The 14,387-nt window shown below is 71.3% G+C and carries 12 protein-coding genes; 7 read left to right on the forward strand and 5 right to left on the reverse strand.

The genetic code is table 11. From position 1 onward, the window contains the following. Positions 1-302 precede the first annotated feature (302 nt). Positions 303-1,085, forward strand: a complete 783-nt coding sequence (locus CP975_RS01460; RefSeq protein WP_055530225.1) for an arylamine N-acetyltransferase family protein — start codon at positions 303-305, stop codon at positions 1,083-1,085. Positions 1,086-1,187: 102 nt separating this feature from the next. Next, positions 1,188-1,664 (forward strand): VOC family protein, encoded by a 477-nt coding sequence (locus CP975_RS01465; protein ID WP_055530227.1) that lies wholly within the window; start codon positions 1,188-1,190, stop codon positions 1,662-1,664. Positions 1,665-1,889: 225 nt separating this feature from the next. Here the strand turns inward: CP975_RS01465 and CP975_RS01470 are convergent, their stop codons facing one another. Next, positions 1,890-2,648 carry a class I SAM-dependent methyltransferase gene (locus CP975_RS01470; RefSeq protein ID WP_055530229.1) on the reverse strand — a complete coding sequence of 253 codons (759 nt, stop codon included), beginning with the start codon at positions 2,646-2,648 and terminating at the stop codon, positions 1,890-1,892. 152 nt (positions 2,649-2,800) lie between these two features. Here CP975_RS01470 and CP975_RS01475 point away from each other — a divergent pair, with 152 nt between their 5' ends. Further along, a complete protein-coding gene (locus CP975_RS01475; RefSeq protein WP_055530231.1) occupies positions 2,801-3,634 on the forward strand; it encodes a hypothetical protein in 834 nt (277 codons plus the stop codon). Between the two features lie 30 nt (positions 3,635-3,664). Here the strand turns inward: CP975_RS01475 and CP975_RS01480 are convergent, their stop codons facing one another. Both CP975_RS01480 and CP975_RS01485 read right to left on the reverse strand, forming a co-directional pair. After that, entirely contained in the window at positions 3,665-4,162 is a 498-nt protein-coding gene (locus tag CP975_RS01480) for a GNAT family N-acetyltransferase (RefSeq protein ID WP_055530233.1), read from the reverse strand. 165 nt (positions 4,163-4,327) lie between these two features. Next, positions 4,328-7,114 (reverse strand): alpha/beta hydrolase family protein, encoded by a 2,787-nt coding sequence (locus CP975_RS01485; protein WP_055530235.1) that lies wholly within the window; start codon positions 7,112-7,114, stop codon positions 4,328-4,330. Between the two features lie 162 nt (positions 7,115-7,276). On the opposite strand from CP975_RS01485, the gene CP975_RS01490 reads away from it, so the two are divergent. After that, positions 7,277-7,720, forward strand: coding sequence for a DUF3093 domain-containing protein (locus CP975_RS01490; RefSeq protein WP_055530237.1), 444 nt, complete (start codon positions 7,277-7,279; stop codon positions 7,718-7,720). Positions 7,721-8,049: 329 nt separating this feature from the next. Beyond that, positions 8,050-8,493 carry a subtilase-type protease inhibitor gene (locus tag CP975_RS01495; protein ID WP_055530239.1) on the forward strand — a complete coding sequence of 148 codons (444 nt, stop codon included), beginning with the start codon at positions 8,050-8,052 and terminating at the stop codon, positions 8,491-8,493. Between the two features lie 128 nt (positions 8,494-8,621). On the opposite strand, the gene CP975_RS01500 is transcribed toward CP975_RS01495, so the two are convergent. Then, positions 8,622-9,020: a YunG family protein gene (locus tag CP975_RS01500; RefSeq protein ID WP_055530241.1), complete on the reverse strand. Its 399-nt coding sequence runs from the start codon at positions 9,018-9,020 to the stop codon at positions 8,622-8,624. Positions 9,021-9,080: 60 nt separating this feature from the next. Then, complete coding sequence (locus CP975_RS01505; protein ID WP_055530243.1) at positions 9,081-10,301, reverse strand: CaiB/BaiF CoA transferase family protein; 1,221 nt, start codon at positions 10,299-10,301, stop codon at positions 9,081-9,083. Positions 10,302-10,530: 229 nt separating this feature from the next. Here CP975_RS01505 and lpdA point away from each other — a divergent pair, with 229 nt between their 5' ends. Both lpdA and CP975_RS01515 read left to right on the forward strand, forming a co-directional pair. Then, positions 10,531-11,934 (forward strand): dihydrolipoyl dehydrogenase, encoded by a 1,404-nt coding sequence (gene lpdA / locus CP975_RS01510; RefSeq protein WP_055530246.1) that lies wholly within the window; start codon positions 10,531-10,533, stop codon positions 11,932-11,934. A gap of 154 nt (positions 11,935-12,088) precedes the next feature. Then, positions 12,089-14,257, forward strand: coding sequence for an MMPL family transporter (locus tag CP975_RS01515; protein WP_055530248.1), 2,169 nt, complete (start codon positions 12,089-12,091; stop codon positions 14,255-14,257). Positions 14,258-14,387: the final 130 nt, after the last annotated feature.

Below are 14,387 nucleotides of genomic sequence, written 5' to 3' on the forward strand. Positions count from 1 at the left end.
GCGTCTGCAGCCCCTGCCGGTGCTTGGGCAGAGAGGCGTCAGACGCGGGTCGCGGTCAGGAGGGCCCGGGCGGGGTGCTGCGTGGTCATCGGGCTCACCTCCTGGCTCTCGCGTCGTACCGCGCCTCGCGGGGCGCGTGCGTCGTCGGTGACTATACCCACGTACTGGTGTACGTCATACGGGAATTGACGCGTCGGCCGCAGGGCAGGGCGTGTTCGTCCCCAAGTCCTAGGTCCGACGTCCAGTACGGGCGGCGACGTGGGTCCGTGGACCGGGCGGGAACGCCCCACCACACTGGCCCCATGAACATCGAACAGACCGACGCCTACCTGCGGCGCATCGGCGTCGCGCGCCCCGCGGCGCCCACCTCCGAGGCCCTGCGCGAGCTGCATCTGGCACATCTGCGCAGCGTGCCCTTCGAGAACCTCTCGATCCACCTCGGCGAGGAGATCGAGCTGACCGACGAGGCCCTGGTGGCGAAGATCGTCCAGGCGCGCCGCGGCGGCTTCTGCTACGAACTCAACGGCGCCTTCGCCGCCCTCCTCACGGCCCTCGGCTTCGATGTCACGCTGCTCCAGGGGCGGGTGTACGACGACGAGGGGCGGCTCGGCATCCCCTTCGACCACCTGGCCCTGCGCGTGCGCACGCGGGACGGCGGGGAGTGGCTCGCGGACGTCGGCTTCGGCGCCCACAGCCAGCTGCCGCTCGTGTTCGGTGAGCGGGGCGTGCAGGCCGACCCCGGCGGCACGTTCCGCCTGGTGGACAGGGCGGAGGGGGATCTGGAGGTCGTCAAGGACGGCACGCCGCAGTATCTGCTCGACCGGCGCCCGCGTGCGCTGGCCGACTTCACGGCCGGCGCCTGGTACCACCGGACCTCGCCGGACTCCCACTTCACCCGCTCCCTGGTCTGTTCGATCGTCACGGGCGAGGGCCGGGTCACCCTCAGCGGCCGCACCCTCACCTCCACCGTCGACGGCGAGCGTCAGGTCACCGAGCCGGCCACGGAGGCGGAGGTCCTCGCGGCGTACGAGCGGCACTTCGGCATCCGCCTGGAGAGGGAGCCGAGCGTGCGCGGAATCCGGTGACCGTGTGGCGATGAGTTCCGGGCGGTGCGACGGTCCCCATAGAGAGAGCTGAGCCCGGCGCGCGGACGGACAGGACCTCCGCGGACGCGACAGGAGAACGCCATGCCCACGATCACACCCAACCTCTGGTTCGACACCCAGGGCGAACAGGCCGCGGAGTTCTACGTCTCGGTCTTCCCGAACTCCGAGATCAAGGACGTCTCGTACTACGGAGAAGGCGCCCCGCGCCCGGCCGGCACCGTACTGACCGTGGACTTCGTGCTGGACGGCGCACACTTCACGGCGATCAACGGCGGCCCCGACTTCACCTTCGACGAGGCCGTCTCCTTCTCCGTCGACTGCGCCGACCAGGAGGAGGTCGACTACTACTGGGCCAAGCTCTCCGAGGGCGGCGAGGAAGGGCCCTGCGGGTGGCTCAAGGACAGGTACGGCCTGTCCTGGCAGGTCGTGCCCAGCGCGCTCCCCGAGTTGCTGAGCGACCCGGACCCGGAGCGTGCCCGGCGCGCCATGCAGGCGATGCTCGGCATGAAGAAGCTCGACGTGGCGGCGCTGCACGCGGCGGCCGACGGCACGGAGTAGGCCGCGGCGCGGCGCGGTTCACGGCACGGGGGCGGATCGGCACACGGTGGCCGCGGTGCCGGGCTGGCCGGTGCTCGGGGCGGTGTTCCTCGGGGCGTCGCTCGCGATGGGCCCCGCGGCGCGGTGACGCGGAATCTGAGCCCGTGAGGCGGAGCGTGAAGTGCTCGTGGTCGCCCACGTACAGTCGTGCGGCCTACGTCCCCCTGCGCCCTCCCCTGCGCACCCTCACGCCTTGCGGGCCACCGCCAGGCGCCAGCGGGGGCTGCCGTCGGGGCGCCTGCCGAACTCCTCCAGGGGCAGCAGCCGCACGTCGAACCCGGCACCGGCCAGGTCCGCGCGCACCCCGCCCAGCGCGAAGGTGCGGTAGTACATGACGAAGCGCGGCCGCCACAGCAGGTTCCGCACCCGCATCATCGCGTCGAAGCCGAGCAGCGCCCAGTGCCACGGGGAGGTGACGGGCTGCGGGGCGCCGATCGGGAACGCGAAGACGCCGCCGGGGCGCAGCGCCCGGTGGACGCCCTCGAGCAGGGCGGGGCGCTCGGCGGGCAGGAAGTGACCGAACGCGCCGAAGCTGACGGCCAGGTCGAAGCCCTCGCTGAACGGCAGGGCACGGGCGTCGGCCCGCACCCAGTCGACCACGGGTCCGTGCCGGTCCCGCCCTCCGCTCGGCCCTTCCCCGCCGAGCCTGCCCACCGTGTCCGCGGCGGCGGCCAGCATCCCCGCGCTGAAGTCCACGCCGGTGACCCGCTCACGGCACAGCGGCAGCAGCGTCTCCACGCCGGCGCCGGTCCCGCAGCACACGTCCAGTCCCGCGTCGAAGGGCCCGAGGGGCCGCAGGGCCGTCGCCGTCGCCGTCAGGAACCGGCCAGGCGTACGGAACGGCGTGTGGTCGAACTTCGGGGCGAGCAGGTCGTAACCGTGCTCGGTGGACGAGAGCGCCTGAACGGCCAGCTCGCGCAGCGTGGGACCCTGGGAGGTGAACATCGGCTCCAGGTTAGTCAGGAAGGCGGCCCGGAGGTGGCGCGGCCGGGTCGCGCCATGGCCGGTTACCGCCAGGAGGTCTACCGGGGGGCGGCACGGTTCGGGTAGAGGTGCACGTCAGCCCCAGACCCGTCCCTCACTCCCGGAGGTGCCCCATGGCCACAGACCGGCACAGGACAAGGACCGCATCGGGCAAGACCCGGTTCGACGACATCTACGACCGGCCCGACCCGCGCGCCTACTTCCGCACCCTTGAGCCCTACGCGTACGAGATCCCGCAGCACGCCCAGGGCGTCTTCCGCCGCACGCGTGAGCTGCGCTCCCAGCTGCCCGGCAGTACGGGCCCGGTGACGGTCCTCGACGTGTGCTGCTCGTACGGCATCAACGCGGCGCTGCTCAACCACGACCTCACGCTCGCCGACCTGTACGCGCACTACACCTCGGCCGAGACCGCCGCGCTGAGCCCGCACGAACTCATCGAGTGCGACAAGGAGTTCTACGCCTCGCGGCGGCGCCCGGACGCCACGCCCGTCATCGGGCTCGACACCGCGGCGAACGCCACCCGCTACGCGCTCGACGCGGGCCTGCTCGACGAGGCGTATGCGGAGAACCTGGAGAGGCACCCGCCCAGCCCGGGGCTGCGCGGCGCGGTCGCCCGTGCCGGGCTGATCATCGTCACCGGGGGTATCGGCTACATCTCCCACCGCACCTTCGGCGCGCTGCTCGACTGCGCGCGCACGCCGGTGTGGGTGAGCGCGTTCGCGCTGCGGACCGTGCCGTACGGGCGCATCGCGGCCACGTTGGCCGAGCACGGCCTTGACACCGTCACGGACACCTCGCGGACGTATCCGCAGCGGCTCTTCACCAGCCCCGAGGAGCGGCGGGACGCCGTGCGGCAGGTGATCCTGGCCGGTGAGGATCCCGCGGGGCACGAGTCCGAGGGCTGGTACCACACACGACTGCACGAGTCCCGGCCCCGCACGGACTGACCGGGGGCCGGGGCCGCGGGACCCGCGCTGTCAGAGCGACAGCACGTAGCTGGTGCCGGGGCGGCCGTCGAGCCGGATCTCCCCGGTGGGTACGAAGCCGGTGCGGGCGAGCACGGCTCGTGAGCCCGGGTTGTCGAGCGTCGTGGAGGCGCGCAGTTCGGTGAGCCCGTACGCGGTGACGGCGAGGTCGCAGGCCTGCCGGACGGCCCGGGTGGCCAGGCCCTGACCGGTGGCGCGCTCGGCTATGCGGTAGCCGAGTTCGGCGCTGCCGTCCGCCACGTCGAGGAGGTTGACCCGCCCGAGCACCTCGCCCGCGTCGTCCACCAGGACGTGGAAGAAGCAGACACCCTCGGCCTGTTCTGCGAGCAGGGCGCTGTGGCGTGCCGCGAAGTCACGGAAGTAGTCGTCGCCGCGGTCGGGGACGGACGCGGCGAAGTAGGCGCGGTTGGCCTCCTCGAAGGCGAGCAGCGCGGGCGCGTGCTCGGGGCCAAGGAGCTGGAGTTCAGGGGCAGTCGAGAGTGGGGGCATGGATGAACCTTACGCATCCGGCCACGGATGGCCGGATGCAGGAGTGGACGGAGCCGGGGGGAGCCGGCGGGTCTGGGGGCCTGCGGGTCTATGGGCCTACGGGCCTGTGTACGGAGAGGGCGGTCGGCCCGGCTGAATCGCACGCCGGGCCGGCCGCCCTTCGCGCTACCGGGCGTTCCGGACCGTGCCGGTGACCACCGGACCACCGTCCTGCGGCTCCCAGTTGTGGTCGTACGGGAACAGCTGTGCCTTCAGGGACTCGTCCGGTTCGCGCACGTTGTCCTTGATGGTGGGCACGTACACTTCCACGCTCTTCTTGCCCGCGGGCACGGTGAGGAACAGCGACTCGCCGTCCGACATCCTGGAGAGCGCCCGCCCCGGGCGCGGCTCCTGGCCGACCTCGTCCTTCACCCAGCGGGGGTCCACGTCGAGCGTGGACAGCTCGGCGCCGCGGTGGACCGGCAGGAAGGTGAGTCCGGCCATGATGTCCACGTCGACGAGCTCCGCGAGCGTCATCCGCCACTTCAGCGGCTTGCCCTCGGTGACCCGGTCGGCGACGGGCTTCAGGGTGATCCTGGGCAGCGGGTCGTCGTTGCGTGCCGTCACGCCCCCGTGGTGGGAGCCGACCACGGCGCCGCGCACCGCCTTGACGAACGCGTCGTGTGCCACGTCGTAGCCGTAGCGGGTGTCACCCCGCACCTCGACCGGCACGTCGATGTCGTGGGCGCCGGGGCGGACCGTCACCACGCGGTGCGTGACCTCGTCCGAGCCCGGCTTCGGCACGAAGAGCCGTACCTTGCCGCTGCCCTCGCCCGAGACGTGCACCGGCACGCGGTAGATACGGGTCCCGGAGTCGCCCTCGTCGACGGTCAGCCGGCCGATGTCCACACGGGGCAGGGAGGCCGGCTTGACCGCGGGCGTGCCGGGGCGCCAGCCCCAGGCGTCCATGAGCCAGGCCTCCCCCGAGCGGCTGCGCGGGGTGAGTTCCAGTGTCTTCACCCGCTTGAGGTCCAGCTTCTCCCTGGCCTGCGCGGTCAGCGGCACGCGGACCTCGCGGCCCCAGTAGGAGGCGGTCCGGCCGCTGCCCGGCAGCCCGTCGACGCGGGCGCCGCCGAGCTTGACGCGGTGGCCCGCGGTGTCGACGAGCGCGATGTCGAACCGGGTGCCGGTGGTGTTGGGCGGCACGATCACCCGCAGCGCCACGTCCTTGGCGCCGGCGAGGGACACCGGACGCGCGGGGCTCACCCGCAGCGGGGCACCCGCCCGCGTCCAGCGCATCGCCACCGCGTCACGGCCGGGTTCCGGCGAGGTCTCCCAGCCGGCGAAGTGCGGTGAGGCTCCCTTGGCGTCGGGCGGCAGACAGGCGCGGGCCGCGTTGTCCGGATCGACCTGGGCGCACAGCCGTCCGCCCCTGACCGTGGTCGAGGCGTCCGGCAGGAAGGCCTCGGTGCGGCGCGCGCCGACGGCGTGGCTCAGTACGCGGGCGGGATCCGCCGAGGGCGCACGGCGGTCGGAACCGTCGAGGAGGGGGCGCGCCCGGTCGTCGCCCGCGACGAACAGCCGGGCCGCCGCGGCGATGTACGTGGCGCCCGCGGCCTGCTGCTGCTCGGCGGTCAGGCGGGTCTTCTTGTCCGGCGAGCACACGGGGTCGGACTCCTCGGACCGGAAGTCGTCGTCCGCGGGCGCCTTCGCCTGGCCGGGAGTCCACTCACTGTTGAAGAAGTTGTGGTTGGCGCCGACCATGTAGAGCGCGCTGTGCAGAGCGGTGCCGCCGCTGACGCGGCGCGTCCCGTCGACGTAGATCTCGCCCTGGAGGTCGGACACGTCTCCGTCGCAGCCGGGCAGGATCGTCGCGGACGGCACGTCGGGGACCGGGTTCTGTCCGAAGATGGTCGGGCCTATCAGGACGTTGCCGCGTATCTTCCAGCGCACCGGACCGCGGTAGCCGTCCTGGTCGGCGGGGGGCGCGTAGAGGCTGTCGAGTGCGGCCCTGTTGACGCCCTCACCGCCGCGGGAGTGGCCGACCAGGAGCACCCGGTCCAGGTCCGCGGGCGCGATCTCGCGGACCGCCTTCGGAGCGGTGTCCCGCTGCTCGGCCCAGTCCGCCCAGTGGGCGAGGTGCAGCCGCACCAGCGAGGAGCGGGCCTGCGCGCCGCCGTCCTCGGCGAGGTGGTCCTGGCCGTTGATGCCGTTGGCGGCTATGGACACGGTGACGTATCCCTGGGACGCGAGCAGCTTCTGGGCCCGCTTGTAGCCGTCCTGGCTCGGCACCGGCTTCGTGCCGGCCTTGCAGGGCCATTCGCCGCGCTCCGCGTCCTCGCCCCCGCCGTAACAGGTGTAGTGACGGCCGTGCAGGAACAGGGCGAGCGGGCGCTTGCCCGGCGCGTCGGCGGGGCCGACCACGTGGGCCCGCATCTCCACGGGCTCCGGGAAGCCGGGCAGCCGCGCCGACTTGAGGGTGTACGCGCCACTGACGGTGCGGTAGCTGCCCGCTTTGCCGGGGTCGACGTCGTTGGCGGGAGGGAGGGCCATGGGGGCCGCGGGGCGCGGGGTGCTCGGCACGGCGCCGGATCCGGCCTCGTCCAGGCGTCGCCCGCCGGCCACTACCCGCAGCTTCTTCGCCGCTCCGAGGCGCGCGCCGTTGAGCGGCAGCCGGAACGAGCGGCGGTCCCGCGCGGCGTCGGGCCTGCCGAGGAGTCTGTCCCCGGAGTAGAACTCGACGCGGGCGTCTCCCATGGGGACCGGTTCCGGTGAGGCCCAGACCAGCTCCTTGCCGCCGCCCTCGCCCGCCAGGCTCCAGCCCTCGGGGAGATCCTGGCCGCCTCCGGGCGGGGCGGGCGACACGGGTGGCGGGGCGTCGGCGGACGGCAACGCGTGTGCGGCTCCTGGGGACACGGCCGCGAGCGCGAGTATCGCGAGCGCCGTGGTCGCCACTCTTGAGACACGTCTCAAAGTGGTCCTCCTCCTGATGACTCGTCACAGGACACATAAACGAACTCATGTGCCCCTCTTGCTTCTTCGAGGACGACAACAGGGGGCTTCGCGTTGCCTCCCGGCGCGCACGGGCGGGAACCCTCCGTGCGGGCCGACGGGCGCTCCTGCCAGGATTCGGTCATGCACATCTACGAAGAGCGGCTGAGCGTGCCCCGCTCCTGGTGGGCCCTGGTGGCGCTGGGCGGAGCCGGACTCGCCGTCGGGGCCATTCCCTTCGGTCCGGTCGTCGCGGCGACCGTGGCAACGCTCGGCATGGCGGTGGCCGCGGCGATCGTGCACGCGCACGGCAGGGTGCGCATCCTCGTGACGCCGGGCTTCCTCGTCGCGGGGAAGCGGACCATCCCGATCGAGGCGCTCGGCGTGACCGAGATCCTCGACGAGCGGGAGGCCTTCGAGTGGCGCACGGTCAGGGCGAATCCGTACGCGATGCTGCTCCTGCGCTCCTACGTCCCCACCGCGCTGCGCATCGAGTTGAGGAACTCCTACGGGGGCGCGCCGTACATCTACGTCTCGACGCGCCAGCCGATGAACCTGGCGGCGGTGCTTGCCTTCTCGCGGAGTTGAGTCGACTCGCCCGAGCCTTCGCGTGCAGGGCCCGTTTTAACCCCGACTCAGCGATGATTTCCGGTCGATGCAGGTGGTCGAAGGAAGAACCAAATTCTCGTTTGCGCAGGTCAGAGCGTAGTTAGCGTTTATACCAATGCCGCTCGTCCATATGCTGGACAGCCCTCGCGTGACCGGTCCACCGCTCCTGAGCTGCCCGAACGCCCGTACGGGAACCGCCCACCGGACGGACACATCCGGAAATCGACCATCCGTTTGGCACTCACTCTCCGCACCGGCAAGACTCCCCACCGCAGTCACAAACCGCATCGAGCGAAGGAGAGTCCACCATGCGTCGCACCCTCAGGATCGCGGGAGCAGCCGCCTCGGCGGCGGCCTGCGTCCTCGCCGCGACACCAGGCACCGCGCAGGCCGAGGCCCCCGGGCCGCAGAGCCTCTACGCGCCATCTGCCCTGGTGCTCACGGTCGGCCAGGGCGAGGACGCCAACTCCGCGGCGGTCGAGCGCGCCGTGACGCTGATCTGCGCGCCGCGGCCCGCGGGAAGCCACCCGTCCCCGGCCGCCGCGTGTGCCGAACTCACGAGGGTCGACGGCGAGTTCGCCAGCCTCGTGAACAACAACACGTCCGACATCATCTGCACCAAGGAGTGGCGGCCTGTCACGGTGACCGCCAACGGCGTCTGGAACGGCAAGCGCGTCGGCTGGTCCGCCACCTTCTCCAACCGGTGCATGATGAAGGCTGGCCTGGGGGAGGGTGCCGTATTGAACTTCTGACGAGATCTGAACCCTGATCCACACTCAGGGGAGTCCCGGTGACCTTTCGTGGGGGAAGGCTGCTGGGACGCGGGGCGGCCCCCGGTGTCCTTCGACACCGGGGGCCGTAGTGTTCGCTCCCACCGGTCTCAGGACCGGCCGTGAGCCAACTCGTCGAGCCGCTTCAACACGCGGGCGCGCAGCAGCTCGTACTCCTCCCGGCACCGGCGTATCTCCGGTGGCCTCGCGGTGACGACGCCCTCGGTCACTCTCTCGTGCGGTGCGAACTGCTCGCGGGTGAGGTCGATCTCGAGGCCCGCGCCGAGGCGGTTCCACCAGTGGTAGTCGACCCGCACACCCTCGACGTGGACCTCGCCGAGCATGAGGTCGCCGCCCAACAGGTCGTTGAGGACGAGCGCGGTGACACCGCACTGGTCACGGGCGGGATTGTCCTCGGGCCACGGTGTCGTCGAGTCGGGCGGGCAGGTGTCCGCGCCCCAACTGCCGCGCACGGCCGTCTCGATGTCGTTCAGGCGAAGTGGTCTCATGGCGGTCACCCTCGCAGCCGCCACTGACAACCATCCGGCCACCCAGCCCGCCCTCAGGGCTCAGGACGGATCAGCGGCCCGCACGGCACCGTCCTCGACCGCCTTCGCGACGGCCTCCCCGTCGTACCCCGCCGCGTCCAGCACATCCCGCGTGTCCGCCCCGGCGCCCCGTACCTCGGGCCGCACGCGCGCCGGGGTGCGGGACAGGGAGACGGGCGAGGCGAGGCCGCGGTAGTCACCGGTGTCGATGACCAGGCCGCGGTGGCGCACCTGGGGCGAGGTCAGCGCCTCGGCCACGTCGTGCACCGGGGAGGCCGGGACGCCGCGCGCGGTGAGCTGGGCGGCCAAGTCGGCGCGCGGCCGCTCCGCGATGGCCTCCTCCAGGGCGGCGCGCAGCTCCCGTTGATGGCGTACGCGGTCCTGGTTGGTGCGGAAACGGGGGTCGTCCGCGAGCCCGGGGACCGCGAGCACCTCGGTGAGCGCACCGAACTGCCGGTCGTTGCCGACCGCGATGAAGAGCGGCCCGTCGGCGGCGGTGAAGGAGTCGTAGGGGGCGATGCTGGGGTGCGCGGAGCCGGTGCGCCGCGGCACGATGCCGCTCGCGAGCCACGAGGCCGAGTGCGGATGGAGCAGACTGACCGCGGTGTCCAGAAGCGTGCAGTCGACGAGCTGGCCGAGGCCCGAACGGTGGCGTTCGTGCAGGGCGAGCAGGATGCCGGAGAAGGCGAGGATGCCGGTGACCTGGTCGACGACCGGGACGCCCACGCGCAGCGGCGGTCCGTCCGGCTCGCCGTTGACGCTCATCAGGCCGCCGTACGCCTGGAGTACGGCGTCGTAGCCGGGCTGCCCGCCGAGCGGGCCGTCGGTCCCGAAGCCGGTGACGCGGCAGTGGATGAGGGCGGGGAAGCGGCGGCGCAGTTCCTCGTCGGCGTAGCCCCACTTGGCGAGGGTGCCCGCATTGAAGTTCTCGACGAGGACGTCGGTGTCGCCCAGGAGGGTGTCGAGGATGTCGCGCCCTTCGGGCACGGACAGGTCGACGACGATGTTCCTCTTGGCGCGGTTGAGGTTCTGGTAGTACGCGGAGGTGTCCGGCGCGACGAACGGCGGCCCCCAGCCCCGGGTCTCGTCACCGGCAGGGGGTTCGACCTTGATGACGTCGGCGCCGTGGTCGGCGAGCATCTGCGCGCAGTAGGGGCCGGCCAGGACCCGGGACAGGTCCAGCACCTTGAGACCGGCGAGGGCCCCCTCTGACGCGGCGGGCGGGGTGGGCGGGTTCGTCATCAGCAGGACCTCGGCAGACCCAGCGCGCGGCATTCGGATATCCGTGAGGCTAGGAGCCCCTTGATCACCTGGTCAAGAGCCGGCCGCGCACCGCGGCGGGGCCTTGTGCGAGCCCGCGAACGGCAGTGGCGTGTGCCACCCGGTCACCGCACGGGTCCGCCCATGGCGCATGATCGTGGCAGAGAGCCATCCGCACCACCGGATTCGTTCCCCCAGAGAGGACCTCCCCATGGAAGACCGCTTCGACGTCGTCGTGCTCGGAGCAGGACCCGGCGGCTATGTGGCCGCCATTCGCGCCGCCCAGTTGGGCAAGCGAGTAGCGGTCGTCGAGGAGAAGTACTGGGGCGGTGTCTGCCTCAACGTGGGCTGCATCCCGACGAAGGCGCTGCTGCGCAACGCCGAGCTGGCCCATCTCTTCACGCACGAGCAGAAGACGTACGGCATCAAGGTCGACGGACAGGTGTCCTTCGACTACGGCGAGGCGTTCAGCCGCAGCCGCACGGTCGCGGACGGCCGCGTCAAGGGCGTCCACTTCCTGATGAAGAAGAACGGCATCACGGAGTTCGACGGCCGGGGCACGTTCCTGGACGCGAACACCCTTCAGGTGGCGAAGTCCGACGGCACCACCGCCACGATCGGCTTCGAGAACTGCATCATCGCGACCGGCGCCACGCCCCGGCTGCTGCCCGGCACCAGCCGCAGCGAGCGCGTGGTCACGTACGAGGAGCAGATCCTCGCCGACTCGCTGCCGGAGTCCATCGTGATCGCGGGCGCGGGTGCCATCGGCATCGAGTTCGCCTACGTCCTGCACAACTACGGTGTGAAGGTCACGATCGTCGAGTTCCTGGACCGCGTCGCGCCGCTGGAGGACGCGGAGGTGTCCAAGGAGCTGGCGAAGCAGTACCGCAAGCTCGGCATCGACGTGCTGACCTCGACCCGCGTGGAGTCGATCGACGAGTCGGGCGAGCAGGTGAAGGTGACCGTCACGGGCAAGGACGGCAAGCAGCAGACGCTGGAGGCGGACAAGGTCCTTCAGGCCATCGGTTTCGCGCCGAACGTCACCGGATTCGGCCTGGAGGCGACGGGCGTGGCGCTCACCGAGCGTGGCGCGATCGACGTCGACGGCCGCTGCCGCACGAACGTCCCGCACATCTACGCCATCGGTGACGTCACGGCGAAGCTGATGCTGGCGCACACCGCCGAGGCCATGGGCGTGGTCGCCGCGGAGACCCTCGCGGACGCCGAGACGATGGAACTCGACTACCCGATGATCCCGCGCGCCACCTACTCGCAGCCGCAGATCGCGAGCTTCGGCTGGACGGAGGCGCAGGCCAAGGAGAAGGGCTTCGACGTCAAGGTCGCGAAGTTCCCGTTCCAGGCCAACGGCAAGGCGCACGGCCTCGGCGACACCGTCGGCTTCGTCAAGATCATCAGTGATGCCCAGTACGGCGAGATCATCGGTGCCCACCTGATCGGCCCCGACGTGACCGAGCTGCTTCCCGAACTCACCCTGGCCCAGCAGTGGGACCTCACCGTCCACGAGGTGGCGCGCAATGTCCACGCCCACCCGACGCTGGGCGAGGCCGTCAAGGAAGCGGTGCACGGCCTGGCCGGCCACATGATCAACTTCTGACGGCCCCAGGGCTGCCCCGCCACACCGATCGAGCGGCCCCGCCGCGCCACGAGTGACCGGAATCCGGTGGTTCGAGTGGCGGGGCCGCCCGGTCCGTCCGATGCTGGGCGGAACACGACTGTGATGCCTCGGGGGCGAGGAGAGGCAGTAGCCGATGTTCTCTGGTCTGGGCCGATTCGTGGTTCGGCGCCCCTGGTGGATCATCCTGGCGTGGGTGGTGGTGGCCGGCGCGGTGATCTCACTGGCCCCGAAACTCACCTCCAGCAGCGACGAGGCGAGCTTCCTTCCCGACCACTACGAGTCCATTCGCGCCGCCGATGTGCAGGAGAAGGACTTCCCGAAGCAGCGGAACATCGGCGCCATCATCGTCTTCGAGCGTTCCGACGGTGAGAAGCTGACGGCCGCCGACTCCGCCGACGTCGGCCGGATCTCCAAGGATCTCCAGGCGAAGAGGATCCCGGACGTACAGGCCGTCGTGCCCGGCGAGGTCTCGCCCAACAAGCTCGTGCAGACGTCGGTCGTCGCGATGCCGAAGATCACCAACCCCGAGGACACCTCGCAGCAGGACGCGGTGGAACGGCTACGGTCCGATCTGGGGCCGGAGTTGAAGGGCACTGACCTGTCGGCCGGAATCACCGGTTCCGCGGCTCAGGCGCTCGACGAGAGCGACGCCTCGGAGCGGGCGGGCCTCCTCGTCGGGGTCGGCACGATCGTGATCATCATCGCGTTGCTCCTGGTCATCTTCCGCAGCCCCATCATCGCGCTGCTGCCCGTCGTCCTGATCGGCCTGATCTCGCCGATGGCGACCGGGTTGATCGCCTCCGCCAACAAGGCGTTCGACATGAAGGCGGACTCCTCCATCCAGGAACTGCTGACCGTCGTCCTGTTCGGTGTCGGCACGGACTACATCCTGTTCCTGCTCTTCCGCTACCGGGAGGCGCTGCGGGCGGGCGAGGATCCCAAGAACGGCATGGTGCACGCCGTCGAGCGGGTCGGCGAGGCCATCACGTCGGCGGCGGGCGCCGTCATCGTCGCCTTCGCGGCGCTCACGCTCTCCTCGCTAGGCATGCTGCGCTCGATGGGTCCGGCGCTCGCCATCGCGGTGTTCGTGACACTGCTGGCCGGCCTCACGCTCGTACCGGCCGTGGTGTCGCTCCTCGGCACGAGGGTGTTCTGGCCGTCGAAGTCCTGGCAGCGGGAGCCGCACGGCACCGGCTTCGCCCGGCTCGGCACGTCCATCGCGCGCAGGCCCGCGGTGTGGGCGATCGTCTCGGCCGTGTTCATGGGCGCCCTGACGCTCGGCGCGCTCGGCTACAAGGCCAACTTCGACCTCGCCGGGTCCTCGCTGCCCAAGGACAAGGAGTCCATGGTCGCCATGGCGAACCTCGAAAGGGGGTTCCCCGCGGGCACCACCGATCCGACGTCCGTCTACCTCTCCTCGTCGGACGACGGGCCGGTCACCGAGCGGCAGGCCGCCGCCTTCCGCGAGCGGCTCGCCGACGTCCGGGGCGTGGGCGAGGTGGCGGCGCCGCGGCTGAGCCCGGACCGTACGACGGCCTCGTACTCGGTGGTGCTCTCGGACCCGCCGGCGTCCGACAGGGCCCTGTCCACCGTCAAGGACCGGCTGCGGCCCGCCGCCCACGAGGCCGCGCCGGACGGCTCGCGGGCGCTGGTCGGCGGCATGACGGCGGTGTACGTCGACATCAACAAGGCGGTGGACCGCGACTATTCGGTGGTCTTCCCGGTGGCGGCGATCGCCATCATGGTGATCCTCGGGCTGCTGCTGCGCTCGCTGGTGGCGCCGTGGTACCTGATGCTGTCCGTCGCCCTCGGCTTCGGCGCGACGCTCGGCGCGACCTCCCTCATCTTCCAACAGCTGGGCAACCAGCCGGGGTTGATGTTCATGCTGCCGGTCATCATGTACTTGTTCGTGGTCGCGCTCGGCACGGACTACAACATCCTCATGGTGTCGCGCCTTCGCGAGGAGGCCCGTGAAGGGCGCGCACCGCACGACGCCGCGGGCACGGCGGTGCGGCACTCGGGTCCGACCATCGGCTCGGCGGGCGTGATCCTCGCCGGCACGTTCGCGACCCTGATGCTGGCGGGGAACTCGACGCTCTCCCAGATGGGTTTCTCGCTCTCCTTCGGCATCGTCATCGCCGCGTTCATCATGGCGACGGTCTTCACCCCCGCGCTGACAGCACTGATCGGACACGCGGCGTGGTGGCCGGGCCACGGCGACGAGAAGCGGAACGGGGGCGGTACTCCCCCGCCCCCGGACGTGGACGACAAGCGGGCGGGGGACGCGACGCGGACGCGGTGAGCCGGCGACCAGGCCGCGCGCCGCCTCGGCGAACACAGCCATCGCCAGGGCCCGCCAATTTGCGTTTCGGGGAAATCTGTGGACCCATCCAAGCCCTACCTCCCCCATTCTTTGCTCACACTTTCGGCCG

The organism is Streptomyces alboniger, assembly GCF_008704395.1.
Taxonomy (GTDB): Bacteria; Actinomycetota; Actinomycetes; order Streptomycetales; family Streptomycetaceae; genus Streptomyces; species Streptomyces alboniger.